This window comes from Vibrio sp. CB1-5 (genome assembly GCF_059412285.1).
On the sequence record NZ_JBJHPB010000004.1, the window covers coordinates 96899 to 111855 of the forward strand.

Annotated in this window: 13 protein-coding genes and 1 riboswitch; of the genes, 5 read left to right on the forward strand and 8 right to left on the reverse strand. The window is 45.4% G+C overall.

Features of this window, described 5'->3' with window-relative positions; all coding sequences use genetic code 11:
* Positions 1-264: 264 nt before the first annotated feature.
* A complete protein-coding gene (locus ACJB0T_RS04335; protein ID WP_479293816.1) occupies positions 265-726 on the forward strand; it encodes a TetR/AcrR family transcriptional regulator in 462 nt (153 codons plus the stop codon).
* Positions 727-820: 94 nt separating this feature from the next.
* On the opposite strand, the gene ACJB0T_RS04340 is transcribed toward ACJB0T_RS04335, so the two are convergent.
* From ACJB0T_RS04340 to ACJB0T_RS04350, 3 genes are read right to left on the reverse strand one after another with little or no spacing between them, the layout of a single operon-like run.
* Positions 821-1618 carry a heme ABC transporter ATP-binding protein gene (locus tag ACJB0T_RS04340; RefSeq protein ID WP_479293814.1) on the reverse strand — a complete coding sequence of 266 codons (798 nt, stop codon included), beginning with the start codon at positions 1616-1618 and terminating at the stop codon, positions 821-823.
* Positions 1615-2649, reverse strand: a complete 1035-nt coding sequence (locus ACJB0T_RS04345; protein WP_479293813.1) for a FecCD family ABC transporter permease — start codon at positions 2647-2649, stop codon at positions 1615-1617. The genes ACJB0T_RS04340 and ACJB0T_RS04345 overlap by 4 nt, the downstream gene beginning before the upstream one ends.
* A gap of 56 nt (positions 2650-2705) precedes the next feature.
* Positions 2706-3557 (reverse strand): heme/hemin ABC transporter substrate-binding protein, encoded by an 852-nt coding sequence (locus tag ACJB0T_RS04350; RefSeq protein ID WP_479293810.1) that lies wholly within the window; start codon positions 3555-3557, stop codon positions 2706-2708.
* Positions 3558-3769: 212 nt separating this feature from the next.
* Here ACJB0T_RS04350 and hutW point away from each other — a divergent pair, with 212 nt between their 5' ends.
* The 3 genes from hutW to hutZ all read left to right on the forward strand — a co-directional run bounded on the left by hutW (position 3770) and on the right by hutZ (position 6317).
* On the forward strand, positions 3770-5197 hold the full coding sequence (gene hutW / locus ACJB0T_RS04355; RefSeq protein ID WP_479293808.1) for a heme anaerobic degradation radical SAM methyltransferase ChuW/HutW: 1428 nt from the start codon (positions 3770-3772) through the stop codon (positions 5195-5197).
* A gap of 8 nt (positions 5198-5205) precedes the next feature.
* On the forward strand, positions 5206-5712 hold the full coding sequence (gene hutX / locus ACJB0T_RS04360; protein WP_479293807.1) for a heme utilization cystosolic carrier protein HutX: 507 nt from the start codon (positions 5206-5208) through the stop codon (positions 5710-5712).
* Between the two features lie 68 nt (positions 5713-5780).
* Complete coding sequence (hutZ, locus tag ACJB0T_RS04365) at positions 5781-6317, forward strand: heme utilization protein HutZ (RefSeq protein ID WP_479293805.1); 537 nt, start codon at positions 5781-5783, stop codon at positions 6315-6317.
* 172 nt (positions 6318-6489) lie between these two features.
* Here hutZ and ACJB0T_RS04370 read toward each other — a convergent pair whose 3' ends face one another.
* Entirely contained in the window at positions 6490-7851 is a 1362-nt protein-coding gene (locus ACJB0T_RS04370) for an MATE family efflux transporter (protein ID WP_479293803.1), read from the reverse strand.
* Between the two features lie 101 nt (positions 7852-7952).
* Between ACJB0T_RS04370 and ACJB0T_RS04375 the strand changes: the two genes are divergently transcribed.
* Positions 7953-8900 carry a LysR family transcriptional regulator gene (locus tag ACJB0T_RS04375; RefSeq protein WP_479293802.1) on the forward strand — a complete coding sequence of 316 codons (948 nt, stop codon included), beginning with the start codon at positions 7953-7955 and terminating at the stop codon, positions 8898-8900.
* Between the two features lie 9 nt (positions 8901-8909).
* Here the strand turns inward: ACJB0T_RS04375 and ACJB0T_RS04380 are convergent, their stop codons facing one another.
* From ACJB0T_RS04380 to ACJB0T_RS04395, 4 genes are all read right to left on the reverse strand, one after another.
* Positions 8910-9437, reverse strand: coding sequence for a protein disulfide oxidoreductase (locus tag ACJB0T_RS04380; protein ID WP_479293799.1), 528 nt, complete (start codon positions 9435-9437; stop codon positions 8910-8912).
* Complete coding sequence (locus ACJB0T_RS04385) at positions 9430-11517, reverse strand: protein-disulfide reductase DsbD family protein (protein WP_479294559.1); 2088 nt, start codon at positions 11515-11517, stop codon at positions 9430-9432. Before ACJB0T_RS04385 ends, ACJB0T_RS04380 begins: the two co-directional genes overlap by 8 nt.
* 710 nt (positions 11518-12227) lie before the next feature.
* Positions 12228-12410 (reverse strand): hypothetical protein, encoded by a 183-nt coding sequence (locus ACJB0T_RS04390; protein WP_495292912.1) that lies wholly within the window; start codon positions 12408-12410, stop codon positions 12228-12230.
* A 408-nt stretch (positions 12411-12818) separates the two neighbouring features.
* The gene (locus ACJB0T_RS04395; RefSeq protein WP_479293795.1) at positions 12819-14531 is read right to left on the reverse strand and encodes an ArnT family glycosyltransferase; all 1713 of its coding nucleotides are present in this window, start codon (positions 14529-14531) and stop codon (positions 12819-12821) included.
* 314 nt (positions 14532-14845) lie between these two features.
* Positions 14846-14909: riboswitch (Fluoride riboswitch) on the forward strand.
* Positions 14910-14957 lie beyond the last annotated feature (48 nt).

The following is a 14957-nucleotide window of genomic DNA, read 5'->3' on the forward strand; positions in this document are numbered from 1 at the left end:
GTACTAATGATATAGTACAGATTAGTACAAGCCGTGGTGCGAAATGGTAGACTTTATAAGTTACTAATCAATCACTTGATTTTTTATATTATTTTAAATGGTATCTGTACCAAGTATGTGTTTCGTGTATGGTTTGTTGACGGGTTGCCGTAACCTGAGTTTGAGCAAATTGATACATAAGTGGATAGAAAATTACATCGAGCACTGCTTTAATTATGGTATAGCATACAGCGTACGCAGATAACGATTAGAGAAGCTTAAGAAATGCCAAAGCGTAGTAAAGAAGATACTGAGATTACGATCCAGAAAATCATGGAAGCGGTCGTTGATCAGATCATTCGTCTTGGTTATGACAAAATGTCGTATACCACATTAAGCCAGCAGACAGGTATATCAAGAACCGGGATTAGTCACCACTTTCCTAAGAAGACGGATTTTACAGCCGCACTCGATGGACGTATCTTTAAAATGTTCGTCGAACATTTGGAATTTGAAAAAGGCATAGATGGATTTACAGGAAGCTGGATTGAAGCTCTTAAGAACCAAGAGTTTTTGGCGATCCTAAAACTTTTGTTCCATCACATCGTTACTTCAGAAAACTCACATGAGTTCGCTTCCAAGGGAATCGACCGCCTTTATAAGCTGGTTGAGACACAGTACGGTGAAGGTAGTGATAAGGAACTAGAATGGCTTATTGGCCGTTCGTTGATCCAGTTGACCAAGTAGTCATCGACTCATAATAATACTGCCCAAACAGTAAGATGAAAACCGCTCAAAGTAGAGCGGTTTTTTTATGTCTGAAGATTATCGAGTTAGAGGGCTATTGAGGTAACACAATCGGGAAGTCATGTGTTGGATGTTTAGTAACAAGTGAAGAGTATCCGTATACTCCTTCGATCAAGTCACTAGTGAGCGCTTTCCATGGTTCATTGTCAGCGATGATTTTCCCATTATCCAGAACAATCAATCTATCCGAGTACTGGGAAGCAAGGTTGAGATCATGAAGTACAACGACAACCGCTGCATTTTGTGTATCCGCTAACTCTCTAGCAATCGCCAATGTGTTGTGCTGATGTGCAAGATCCAGAGCTGATGTTGGCTCATCCAGCATGAGAATCTTTTGGTTGCCGGACTGGTGTAGTTGAGTCAAAACTCTCGCAAGGTGAACCCGTTGTTTTTCCCCTCCAGAGAGCGATGGATAAAGTCGCTGCGCCAAATGTTCTACGTCTGCTGTCCCCATATACCGCTTTGCTAATGAGCGTGTTGCATGATAGCAGAGTTCAAGGGGGATTGCCCCCAGTTCAACGACTTCAGATGTGAGAAATGGGAAGGAGAGTGTACTGTGCTGAGGCAGCAATGCTAAGTGCTTCGAGCGTCGTTGAGCCGGCCATTGGGTCCTTGGTTTACCAAAGTAACGAATATCAAAGTCAGAGGGTGTTTCTCCGCACAGCAGCTTTAGCAAGGTGCTTTTTCCAGCGCCATTGGGCCCAAGCAAGGTTGTAACTTGGCCTGCGTAAAGGTCGATATCGATATCGTCCAATATGACTCTGTTATCAAATCGCATGTTGAGCCCGCGTGCCGAGATGGCTATATCGTCGAGGCAAGTTTCCAGTGTCATACAATTTTCCCTTTTTGCTGAAACAGGAGATATAAGAAGAATGGGGCGCCGACAATCGCAGTTACGATACCGACCGGGAGTTCCGCTGGTGCAACTGCTATACGAGCGACCATATCTGCAGCAGTCATCAAAAGAGAACCCAACAGAGCGGACAAGGGGAGTAGTGTGCGGTGATCAGGACCCGTCAACATTCGCCCAAGGTGTGGGATAACCAGCCCAATAAAACCAATCAGGCCAGAGACGCTCACTGTCACGCCAACCCCAACAGCGGTTAACAGTATCAACTGTCGTTTGAGTCGTTGGACTGGAATGCCAAGGTGCTTGGCTTCTGACTCTCCAAGTAATAATGCATTGAGTGCCATCGCTTTCTTGTAAAAGAACCAGAACAAAACGAATAAAGTGGCTGCCGACAATGAAATCTTGCCCCAACTCGCACCGGCTAATGAACCCATAGACCACAATGAGAGATCTCTAAGCATCTGATCATCGGCAATAAAATTGAGATAGCCAATAGCGGCACCAGATAAAGCGCTTATGGCGACTCCAGCAAGTAACATGATAGTGACAGAGGTGCCAAATTTGCTGGTACCTAATCGATAGACCAAAATCGTGGTCAGTGCACCGCCAAAAAAAGCAAATACTGGGACAACCATCAACGCCATAAAGTCAGGAAACTCAATGCCTAGGGCTGCAAAGCCAACAATCGCCAATGCCCCCCCAAGTGAAGCACCCGCAGAGACCCCAATAATGCCCGGTTCAGCGAGTGGGTTACGAAACAGCCCTTGCATCACAGTACCGCAAACAGCAAGTATGGCGCCGACAAGCATGCAAAGTAGCGTTCGGGGTAGGCGAATATCATGAATGACTAGGTTGACATGAGGGGCTAGATCGTTGGTCTTTAGAGCTAGAGATTGAATGCTCTGCCAGAACGAGATGTTCATCGGCCCAACGGTAATCGAGTACACCGATGACAACACCAGCAATAACGCGAAGGCAGTAAAAATGAGAGTGTTTGAGAAATTTCTTAGCATATAAATCTTAAAGAAAACTGAGTGTTGAGCTTCGAAAGCTTTTAAGGGGTGGCACTCTATGGATAGAGAAGTGCGTTAATGCGCTTTGCCTCTTCTAGGCTTTTCAAGCCAAGTCCACCGACTAATGCATGCCCATCTACGGTCCAAATAGCTTTGTTTTGTCCCGCGGGTGTCGCTGATAGCATCGGCAGAGCTTCTATAATCGCTTCGATGCCACCAAGCTTTGCGTAGCTTCGACCACTGACAAGCACGACATCTGGTTGCATCTCAATAATGGCTTCATTGGATATAGGTTTATAAAATGCAATTTCTGTAGCCGCAGGATTGGTACCACCCGCTAGAGAAATAATGGCATCAGGAGTTGTCTCTCGGCCGGCAACGTTTGCAGGACGGCCTTCGTGAATCAGCAAAAACAAAACCTTTTTCGCCGTTACTTTTGGTTGATTTGCTTCTAACTCCTCAACTTGTTTCGCCACTTTTTCTTTGAGGGCGGTAGCGCTGTCTTCAGAACTAGTCAGTGCAGCAACTTGGTCAATACGCATGTTTAAACCAGTGATGGTTGGGGCGTTATCGACGACTTCCACCTCTACACCAACGCGTTCTAATTGGTCTAAGGTTGGCTTGGGACCCATTTCATCTGAGCCAATTATCATGGTTGGTTGAAGGGCGAGTAGCCCCTCTGACGATAATGCTCTGTGATAGCCAACTTTGGGGAGCGAAGAATCTTCTGGAGTAACGCTAGTCACATCAACGCCTACGAGTTGTTCTTGTGCATTTAGCGCGTACACAAGTTCGGTAACCGATGCACCAACACTGACGATTTTCTCATTGCCTGCAGCCATCGCCTGACCATATGTCAGGGAAAAAGCGGTGCCAACGAAGAGTATTTTTTTTAGAGCATGTTTCATTGCGAAAATCCTAAACAAACCATTTATAACCCATAGGTGGGTGTTTTTTGGGGGGCTAACGAATCGTCTTTGCCCTGAACTTGAATGGATTATGCATGCTAGTGAAAATAATATCAATTATCATTTGCATAATCATTTTGTGGCTATTATGATCTTCACCGTTTTAGATTAAGCCTTATACAGCAAGGCGTTGAAAGATATCGTGAGCAGTTATGAAAATTGATTTAAGTCAACTCAATGAGTCGCACTTTGGTGTCAGCACCCCAGATCCCTTGCGTTTTGCATTTGGGAAAAAGACATCTCCCCATGCTGGTGGAATGGGAATGTCAGTTCCCTCCGAGCAATATGAAGGGCTGTTTAACGACTTGACTGCTGAACGTACGATGCGCAGTAAAAAGCGTTGCTTGTATATTCATATCCCTTTTTGTCGTGTTCGCTGCACGTTTTGTAACTTCTTTCAAAATGCCTCCAGTCGTCGACTGGTTGACGACTATTTCGAGGCACTGCTCAAAGAGATCGAGATAAAGTCAAAGCTGGAGTGGACACAAAGCGGCCTGTTTCATGCGGTTTATATTGGTGGAGGTACGCCAACGGATCTCTCGCCAGATCAAGTCCGTCGTTTAGGAAAAGCCATTCATGCCTCTTTCCCATTGGCAACGGATTGCGAAATTACTCTGGAAGGGAGGACTAATCGATTCAGTGAGGAGATGTTCGATAGCGCGCTTGAAGGGGGCTTTAATCGCTTCTCTTTTGGTGTCCAGAGCTTCGATACCAAGGTAAGGAGAAGCGCTAAACGTCTGGATGATAGAGAAGTTGTAATGGAGCGTATATCCCAACTTGCTGCGCGTGATGAAGCGCCAGTGGTCATCGATCTGTTGTATGGGCTTCCTTATCAAACTCTCGAAGTATTCGAGCAAGATCTGAAGGATTACATGGAGACAGGCGCTCATGGTGTCGATTTGTATCAGCTCGTCGTGAGTGGCTCTGCACCTATGGTTGGGTTAGTCGAAAAAGGTCGCTCTGAAGCGCCAGCATCGTCTGCCGAGAAAGCGGAAATGTATAAACTCGGCGTTGATTTTATGGCCAAGCATTTCGTGAAGCAGTTAAGTGTCAATCACTGGGCGAGAGACAATCGAGAGCGTAGTCAATACAACAGTGTTGCAAAAACCTTTGCTGAAGTACTGCCAATCGGTGCTGGAGCTGGGGGCAATATCGGCGGCTACGGAATGATGCATCATCGCACCTTAGATGCCTATATGGAGGCAATGCGTTCAGGCAAAACAACGATTGCAATGATGAGCAAGCAAAGTCGTTATGAACCCGTATTAGCGAGCCTTAAAGCAGGGTTTGATAGCGGAGTTTTACGTCGAAGCATGTTAGTGAGCTTTGAAGGTGAAGATACTTTTGATTTGCTGACACCTCTGTTTGATATCTGGCAGCAAAACGGGCTTGTAGAGTTACATGACGACTACGTCGTGCTAACCGTCGCCGGTGCATTTTGGTCCGTTACGCTTGCACAGGGCGCAATTGCGGCCATCAACACAATGATTAAAGATAAACCAACAATGCCAAATGGCATTGGCCATGCACATTCGATGCTGGCCAAAAAACATCAAAAAGCGAAAACTCACGCTGCATAGGAAATACAATGACCACTGAATTGAAGCAAAACGTTGCAAATATCTTAGAAACTGAGCCGTCACTACTCCCCGCTGCGATTGCAGAAAAGCTGGGTGTCAGTGAGCGTGATGTTGTTTGTGCCATGCCAGAAGAGATGGTGGCTTATGAGAATGGAGACATTGCTCAGAACATTCTAGAGTCCATTACCACTTGGGGACCAGTGACAACGATTGTGCATTCATTCGGTTCTATCTTTGAAGTTAAGGCGCCGTTCCCAAAAGGAAAAGTTGCGCGAGGTTACTACAACTTAATGGGTAAAGAAGGTGAGTTGCATGGCCACCTAAAATTGGATCTGATTAAAACCGTCGCTTTGGTCAGCAAACCATTTATGGGTAGCGAAAGTCACTACTTTGGCTTTTTTGATGAAGCAGGTAACAACGTGTTCAAAATCTATCTAGGTCGAGACAAAAAACGTGTGTTGATTCCAGAACAAGTAGAAAGCTTTAAAGCACTTCAACAAAAACTGCGTGGCTAACACCGCAGTTACTAGAGATGACTGAATAGAAAATTTATTATAATTATTAGAGAAAGTGAGGTTTCAACATGGATCAACAAGTTAAGCAAGAGCGCCTGCAAGGACGTTTAGGCCCGGAAATCAAAGAGTTTCGTCAAGAGCGCAAAACCATTCAATTGGCAACGGTTGATCAAGAAGGTCGTCCAAATGTCAGTTATGCACCGTTTGTACAAAACCAAGATGGTTATTTTGTTCTTATTTCTCAGATTGCACGTCATGCGCGTAACTTAGAGCAAAACCCAAATGTGTCATTGATGATGATTGAAGACGAAACTGAGAGTAAGCAACTGTTTGCAAGAAAACGCCTGACCTTTGACGCCGTTGCCTCAGTTGTAGCCCGTGATACTGACCAATGGAAGTTGGTCGTTAGTCAGATGAAAGAGCGTTTTGGTGAAATTATTGACGGATTAAGTCAGCTAGAAGACTTCGTTTTGTTTAACTTGAAAGCGGAACATGGTCTGTTTGTCAAAGGCTTTGGTCAAGCGTATCAAGTGTCTGGCGATGACCTTGTCGATTTTGTACACCTCCAAGAAGGCCACCGTAAAGTAGCAGATTCTGAAGCTTAAACAGATTTTGGAGTGAAGAACCTTTACGTAATAAACGTAAAACCATTCAAACATTACTCCATCCAACACAGCGTCATCCCCTTGAAAAAGGGGATCTTTCACCATGAGTGACTCGCACAAATTGGGAGCATTACTCGCTGACAAAGATCCTCACGTGCGTGAGGATGGCGGTTTAATGTGTTCCGTACAAACTGTTATGGCCTAGGTTTGGTCGAGAAGCCGCCTTTAGTTCGTAAACCAATTGAGCGAGCAAAAGCACTCCAGTCGCAGCGAGGCCGACCAGTATACCGCCCCAGATCCCAGCAAGTTCATAGTGAGACATCAATAACCAAGCTGCGGGAAGGCCAAACATCCAGTAACCGATAGCGGTCATGATGGTCGGCAAAACCACAATTTTCATTCCACGTAGGAGGTTTATTGCCAGTAGTTGCCAAGCGTCAACGACAAAACAAAGTGCCACAACCCATATCAATGAAGAAAGCATATCAGTGAGCGTGTGTTCACCTTCGCCATCAAGTTGGAAAAGGCTGGCGATGGCTTCTGGCCATATAATGAAAACAACCGCGAGCACTGCGCTTAAAATAGTCACGAGAGCAAAACTGCGCTTTGAGACCGCTTTCACACCGTCTAGATTATCATTTCCGAACTCTTTACCCACTAAGATAGCAGCAGCTTGCGAGAAGCCGAAGTTGATGTTCCATGTAAAACTAAGACATTGCAGTAAGATCTGATGCAGCGCGAGTGCCGTAACGCCAATAAATCCAGCCATAAGCGTACCGCCGTAGATCAACCCCATTTCGAGCGCAGCGGCAATAGCAATGGGAATGCCCATCGACAGCAGTGGCAACATGAGTCGCCATTCGTATTCCTCTAGGTGAAGCCAAGGCGCGAAACGATAGTAGGTTGGGCGCTTGAATACCCAGTAACCATAGCCAATCAATACCAATGTGGCGGCTAGAGCTGTGCCAAGCCCCAGTCCGGTAATGCCCCAACCCAAATTGAACGCGAGGACGTAACTAAACGGTACGTTAAGGGACACGGTTGCAAGTGACATGATCATCACGGACTTAGCGTCGCCGTAGTTGCTGGTTAAGCCTCGTAGAATGAGGAGCAGCAAAGTTGGTAACATTGCCCACTTGAGTGTGTCAAGGTAGGTCATTGCTACCACAATCACTTCTTCTGGCTGTTTGGCCATTCGTAGGAAGTCAGGGGCAAAAACAAACGCTGAAGTCAGCACAACGGTTAGAAGTAGCGATAGCATCACAGCGCCTTTAACCGCGAGTCGCACTTGTTTTTTACCATGTTCAGGTCTCGCGACACTTTGACCGTAAGCAATGGCAATTAAGTTAGCAACACAACCAACGGTGCTGCCTGCAACAAGGAAAACAAAAGTATAAACAGATGCACCAAGACCGCCGCCAGCAAGGTCGCTAACGCTTAGTTGTGCCATCATCCAGACGTCAGTAAGTACCAGCGCCATAGCAATGAGCTGTGAAATGATAAGCGGTGTTGCGAGTGACAGAATACGCTTCATGAATAATCCCTGGTGATGGTATGCATATTTTAGATGCATACTTATGGTGTTCAATTAACATTTATGTCACTCTGTCATTACTTCAGATCATGTGATTAATTATGAACCCATATTCGAATATTCCTTACTCACATAATGCTTTAAAAGTGTTTGAAGCTGTTGCAAGGCTTATGAGCTTTACGATGGCTGCCAAAGAGCTGCATGTCACGCAAAGTGCTGTGAGTAGACAAGTGAAGCAACTTGAGGATGAGCTCAGTGCATCTTTGGTTATTCGTGGTCACCGTTCAATACAACTTACGCTAAAAGGGCAGGCGTTGTATGAAGTTCTGGGACGAAATTATGCGGCACTGCAGTCGTTACTTGATTCTTGGAAGGAGCCAGACGCCAGTAAAATTGTGATACGGGCTGCTCTGAGTTTCGCAACACGTGCCTTGCTACCGAAAATACAGCAGTTAAATGAGCGATTTCCCAGTTATGAAATTGCCGTCATTCCAGTGATTGATGAGGAAGAGAGCTTAGGAAAAGGGGACTATGATTTGTTTGTATTCACTACGCGCAACAGTAAAAACTACGAGAATGACCCTGAGATATTCTTCATGCGTGAAGAGTACATGGCGCCAGTGTGTACTCAGCAGTTGATAGGTGATAGACGTGATATAGAGCATCTACTTACACTACCTAGACTGCACCCAACTCTTGATCATCTTGATTGGAGAGCTTGGTTGAACAAGATCCATCACACAGACAGAAGTGTGCCCCGAAATTCCACCTTTTTTACGCTTGATCTCACGCTTAGCGCATGTCTGTCAGGTCATGGGGTCGCGGTAACCGATCTATTACTAGCATTACCCGAGCTGGAGCGAGAATACTTAGTCTGTCCAGAGGATGCTCGGATACATTCAAGCGGTTGGCGATATTTTTGTCACCAGCGAACGCAATCACCTATCGTTGAAGAGTTAGTGGATTGGCTCAAACAGGAAACTGTTGAAGAGCTCAGAAAGCTCGAGCAGCTTTCTGAGCGACATGGTTGGGGGCCGATTAGTGATTAGGAAGGCGCACTACTGAGCAGCAAAAACTCGTAGCCATAATCCCATCGGCGTCGTCACGCCTGTTGAGATGTTTTCTATTTTGCCTTTGTTGATCACAGCAATAGTTGGTGTAACGCTGATATTCCACTGGCGACTTATTAAGCCATTTGAATCGTTGATGACTGGAAACTCATATTCCTTGGCCTGCATATATCGATCAACGCGCTCATCGGTTCCTGAAGAGAGTGCCACCGAGACCACTTGATAGTGGTTTGAAAACCAATCTACTGTAGGGCTTACCAATTTGCATGCTCCGCACCAAGTTGCCCAAAAATAGAGTACGACCGGCTCTTCGTGACTTTGCTTAATAATGTTTACCGGAGCGTTATCCAAAGTTATTGCTTCAATTGCAGGAGCATCTCCTTGTGGCATGTTTAGGCTTCGGTACCAATCGATTGCAAGTGACACAAGGGTTATCAGGATGAAGATACTGACAAGCTCTTTGCTCCATTTTATGAGTGTAGGTTTCCATCCAGAAGGTTTAGAAGGTTTAGTCATTTGATGTTCCACTTGCAGCGTTGAGTGCTTGTGTGACACTTTCTGAGGTTAATATAACGGGTAGCGCAATCCCTTCTGGGTGTTTAGGACCATAGACAATATTGAACGGCACCCCATATCGACCATAGCTCTGCAGATAGCCTGTGACACTGTCACTTGATGTGGTCCAATCGCCTCGCATAGTGACGACATTAGCTTGTTGCAGGTTACTGTAGACTGGGTTTTGAAGGACGACACCAATTTTGTTGGCCTTACAGGTAATACACCAGTCTGCGGTAATATCAACGAATACTGTTTTACCTTCTGCTACCAACGTAGGAATGGATTGGGCGTCCAGTCGTTTCCAATTGAGATCATCGACAACCGGAGTCGACCAACTATCTGCAGTGACGCTGCCAATAATCAAACCGCCGCCTAACGCAAACACCGAAAAACCAGACATCAAGATGAGTGCTTTTCGTCCATAGACCTTTCCGATCAGAATGACACTTGTAAGGACTATTAGGCCGATAATCGCAATCGTTGCGGTTGTACCAATAAATGCGGAAAGCAAAGAGGTCAACCAAAGACCGGTTAATAACATCATTGCGCCAAACACAAGCTTGATTTTATTCATCCAAGCTCCTGGTTTAGGGAACGCTTTTACTAGTCCTGGAAAAACGGTAAACAGCAGCCAAGGAATGCTCATGCCAATGCCTAAAAAGGCGAAAATTAGCCACAGTTCAACGTAGCTCGCACCCAAGGCGTAAGCGACGGCCGTTCCAAGAAATGGTGCGCTGCAGGGCGTTGCTAACAAGGTCGCAAACATACCTTGAATGAAATGCCCGCGGTAGCTATGGTCACCTTTTGTGGCGAGCCAAGTACTCATCGAACTTGGTAGTTGAATGTTGAACAATCCAAGTAGATTGGCGGAAAACAGCAAAGTAACAACAGCCATAAGAATGATGAATCCGCTGCTTTGGAACTGAATCCCCCAACCAATCATGTGGCCAGCCATCTTTAATCCACTAAGTGCGCCTGCCAGCAATAGAAATGAGGTGATGATACCGGCAGAAGATGCCAAAAATGATAATCGAACTTGGCTTCTTGATTGGCTTGCACCTGAGATGATTGAGTTGAGTTTCATCCCTAATACCGGGAGAACACAAGGCATTATGTTGAGAATAAGTCCACCCAAGAGCGCAAAACCAAGCATCACAAAGAGTCCACCTCGATTGGGTATTGCCATTGGGCTTGTGGAAACGATGGTCGACGTTTCAGCCAGAACCAGTTCATCCGACACGGTAACCTGAATGCGTTTACGAGCAATATTGGCGTCACCTAGCCAGTTGCTAACGTCAAAGTTGGCGTAGAGTGTTTGTCCATCAATAGTGAGTTTAGGCTGAGAGAAAAACTCATCTGCTACATCTTTCCCATCAACAAGAATAAACGGTTTTTGCCAAGCAACCTTGGAATCAAGCTTAAGCGTTAAAGTTTGCGCTTGTTGATCCCAGTAGCTATTAGTCACTTGGACCTGTTCGCTGGTTTTTGGGGTTAGGCTCATACCTTGCCCAAACAAATAGGCCGCGTCGGAATCCAGAGTAAGCAAGTCTGGGTCGATGGTCAGTTCGATGGGGTAGTCGGTAATCACACAGATATTGGTGCAACTTGGCAAACGTAGGTTTGCTTTTAGTATAGCCGGCTTAGCTGGGTCACTAACCGTTACGATTAGCGGAAAACTCACTTTGTGTTTATAGCCTAAAGTGAGCACGCCTAACTGCTCATAGTACGCAGGTATCGGCCAGTGCCAATTGACGTGCTCTATGTTGATTGAGTCGCTCCAGTCAAACTCAGGCGCAACACCACCTTCACCGGGACTGCGCCAATAGGTTTTCCAATCTCCGTCTAGTTCGACATCCAGAACCATCTCCATTTGACGGGATGAGGGGTCGATATGCCCGGTGGACAGCACTCGAACTTTGACAGGTGGGTGCATGGGATCTGTCATCCAACCTGTCGATTGAGCAGAAGTGTTCACGCTGTAGAGGGCAGCGAAACTTGTTATAACGAGCATTAACATAATGCTTGGTAGCCGGCTCATTAGCGGGACAATAGGGCGTGCCATAGAAGCGGCGCGTTTAGCTTTAGTGTATGTATTCGACACGGTATTCTCCAAAAAGTGATTAATAGACCTTGGTGAATACTTTTTTATTCCCGAAATGTGCAGAGCGTTAGATGTAGCCGGTATTTGGTAGACTTCTCATCTGAGCGATTGAAGCGCTTATATTGTGTGAGAGGAGCAGAAGCTATTGCTATCAGTGCAATGAGAACCAGAAGAGGGACTAGATCTTCAATATTAGGAAGTGATTGAGTGAGTAGCTTCTTAGTGACAAAACACGGTTCTTTTCCCGAAGCAGAGTCGTGAACAAGTTTGTTTAAAGATTCTCTATCGAGTAACTCCGCTAGCTCTAGAGTACTTGTTGATGCTACTGAGGGCATTTGGATGTTGCTATGAAAGGCGACAGTGGTTTTTAGCGTACACAAACCCACTACCAAAAGGGCAGTGAGAAAGAGCAAAACGCGAAACGTAGAGTGCCTAAAGGTTTGCAATATCGTTCTCTAATTGTGAGAGTGGGGTGGAAACGCAGGTTTAACAGCTCCCTACGGTAACGTCTTACCGAAAAAGATCAAGTGAAAATGATTCTCACAATGGCTAGGCTTGGATTTGCCGATAGGCTGGGTTGATGTGCTTTGCTAAATAACTGCACAAAAAAGAGCAACGCGATGGTTGCTCTATTTGGGCTGCTTTGCCTAGGCGGCTTTGCTGACTAATCGCAAAATCGCTTTATTAATACCGATAAGATCATTGACGGACGTAGCGCCATTAATCGCATCAAGCAGTGATTCCTTGCTACAGCTTGGGATAACATCAATGTTTTTTACTTTTCCCTGAAGTGTGTTTTTCATCAATTCAAATTGTTTTTGTTCGAACATGATATTGAGCCTGTGACGTTGTTTATTATTTGCGTTGCGCCGCTATCTTACCTTCTTATTGTGACAATTGTTTGGTTTTTATTGCAACAGATTGTGGTTTGAGCGGCGTAGTCTCTCGACCGAGCGCTTATGATAGGGATTTATGCTAACTGATTCCAATGCGAACTGGCAATGAAACGGCGGCTCTTATAGGTGGTGCATATCCTAATTGAGACTCACTTCATTAACTGCTTGATACTCAAATTGTATTAGTAAAAAAGTTTGTAACCTGTTGTTAACGCTGTGTGTGCTGTTACAAGGTGTGCACGTATTTGTGTGATCTTAATCGAAAGAATCGTTGTAAGGTCGTGCTGACGAGAGATAAAAAAAGCCCCTTAACAAAAGGGGCTTGGTGGGAGAATTTAGCTTTTACTTACCAGAGAGCCAGAATACGGCATCATTCACCTTATCACTTCGCGGCGTACCCTTAGCGAGAATCTCATACTCAGTACCCGCTCTGAGGCCCATAAACGAAATGATTTCCTGCGTTGAATTACTTCTATCTAAAAGTAGGTAGTCGTACTCTGGATCGACGCCATCAAGGATCGCTTGCGCACGCTCTTTATCGACACGTGGTACAGACCAATCGTGATATAGGAAGAAAATCGAAGTCATTGTCTCTGAGAAACGAATGCTAGCAATACGATCGCGTTTCTCTTCTGGTACCTGTTCGACAAACGTCGCCAGATCCGGCTTCATATCTTTGGCAATATCGATCGCAGGGAATAAATAGGTGAATGCACTTGAGAAAAACAGTGCCGTTATAATCGCCATTTTACTCCACTGTGGCCAACCTTTACGTTCAACAACAATCATCAGAGCGATAGCTGCCAATGGGATCAGCGCTACTAAATGCCACGAGCTCAGCCATTCCATGAGTGCTGGTGGAATTTTATGTTCTGGAAGTAAACCAGACCAAAGAGGAACCACAGCGAACGCAACCAGTACAAATGACATCAGAGCAAGCCATGCGCGGCGATACCAGTCAAACCACTTGCCCGCAAAAGTCATCAAAGTATCTGCGATAATCAATGCAAACAATGGCATTAGTGGCGCCAAATACATAGAACGTTTTGTCACGGAGTAGGACAGTACGAAAATTGCCAATGCGAACCAGAATGCGAGGAAACCATCAACCCAAGAAAGCTGCTTAGGTTGACGTAACTTGTAAATAAAGTGGCCCAGCCAAAGTAGCAGTAAAGGTGTCCACGGTGCACTATATTCCAAAACCCCTTTTACGTAGTAGAAAGGTTTGCCAGCGTGGTTGTGGCCCAATGTATTCGTCGCTGAGCCTGTCAAACGGCCTACTTGGTTGTCCCAAAACCAAGCTTTCCAAAGCTCCGGAGACGCGGTTTTGTAGAATGGGTATATCCAACTTGCTGCTACCAAACACATAGTCGCAATACCGACAAGGTGCATAACGATAAACTGCCCCATAGGCGCGGCTTGCTCTGGAAACTTTTTGCGTAGGTGAAGTGCGCGTAATACTAGCGGCACCCATGAAAGGCCGATACACAGTACGATCGCAACAGGACCCTTACTTAAGAATGCCAATCCTGTGAAAGCACCGGCAACAATCAAGTAACCAAGCTTCTGGCGCAGGTAGGCTTCACTGAAGGCCCATGTAGCCGCAATCGTGGTAAACATTAACGCAGCATCAACACGAAGCCAGTGGAAGTTGAGTATAAAGCCTTCTAAGGTGCCCAGAACAGCGAGTGCCATCCATGCAAAGTTTTCACCTTTAAAAAGGTAAGCAATGCGATAGGTAGCAGCCAGCGAACCAAGACAAAGGAGTGAGAGCGCTAAGCGTCCTGCCATGATGGCATCGAGACCTGTAGCATGCATCAAAAGAGTCGAAATAATAAAGAAAACAGGAGGCTTTTCGACGAATGAAATACCGGCGAACTGAGGGATGATAAAGTCCCCAGTGAGGTACATACTATGAATAATCGCAGCTACTCGAGGTTCGTCTGGTGTCCAGACATCGTGATCGAAAAGACCACTAAACACCACGGCGAGAATGGCGAGTACCAGAATAAACTTCCAGTTCTGGTTTTGATCACCGGATTGCGTTGTTGACACTTTTTTTCTCCACTGTTGCTGCAAGTCAAGAGGCTTGCAAGCACCATGTTAAAACATTCATTAAGATAAAAGGGTAAATTCTAGTCAGCTAGAATTGATGCATCAATAGTTTGTATCTGAAATACAAGCGTATTTCTACAAGAATTGACGTCGTCCTGACAGGAGGATACCTTTCTATAAGTTAGCTTTATATGTTGTTTTTGTAACGATTGATAATTCTATACTTACAGCGACATGGGTATAAAGCGATAAATTGCCATTGCAAATGGTTCTCATGGTACCTACTGCCAAAAAATGTGATATGGATCTACTATTATCGCCAAGGTGATGGGGTTCCACCTACTTAACCGCCACTTGGCTGATGACTCCTACAGTTTCTAAAAACACCTGCAATATTCCCTTGCCCACGACTTTTGCTCTCGATGT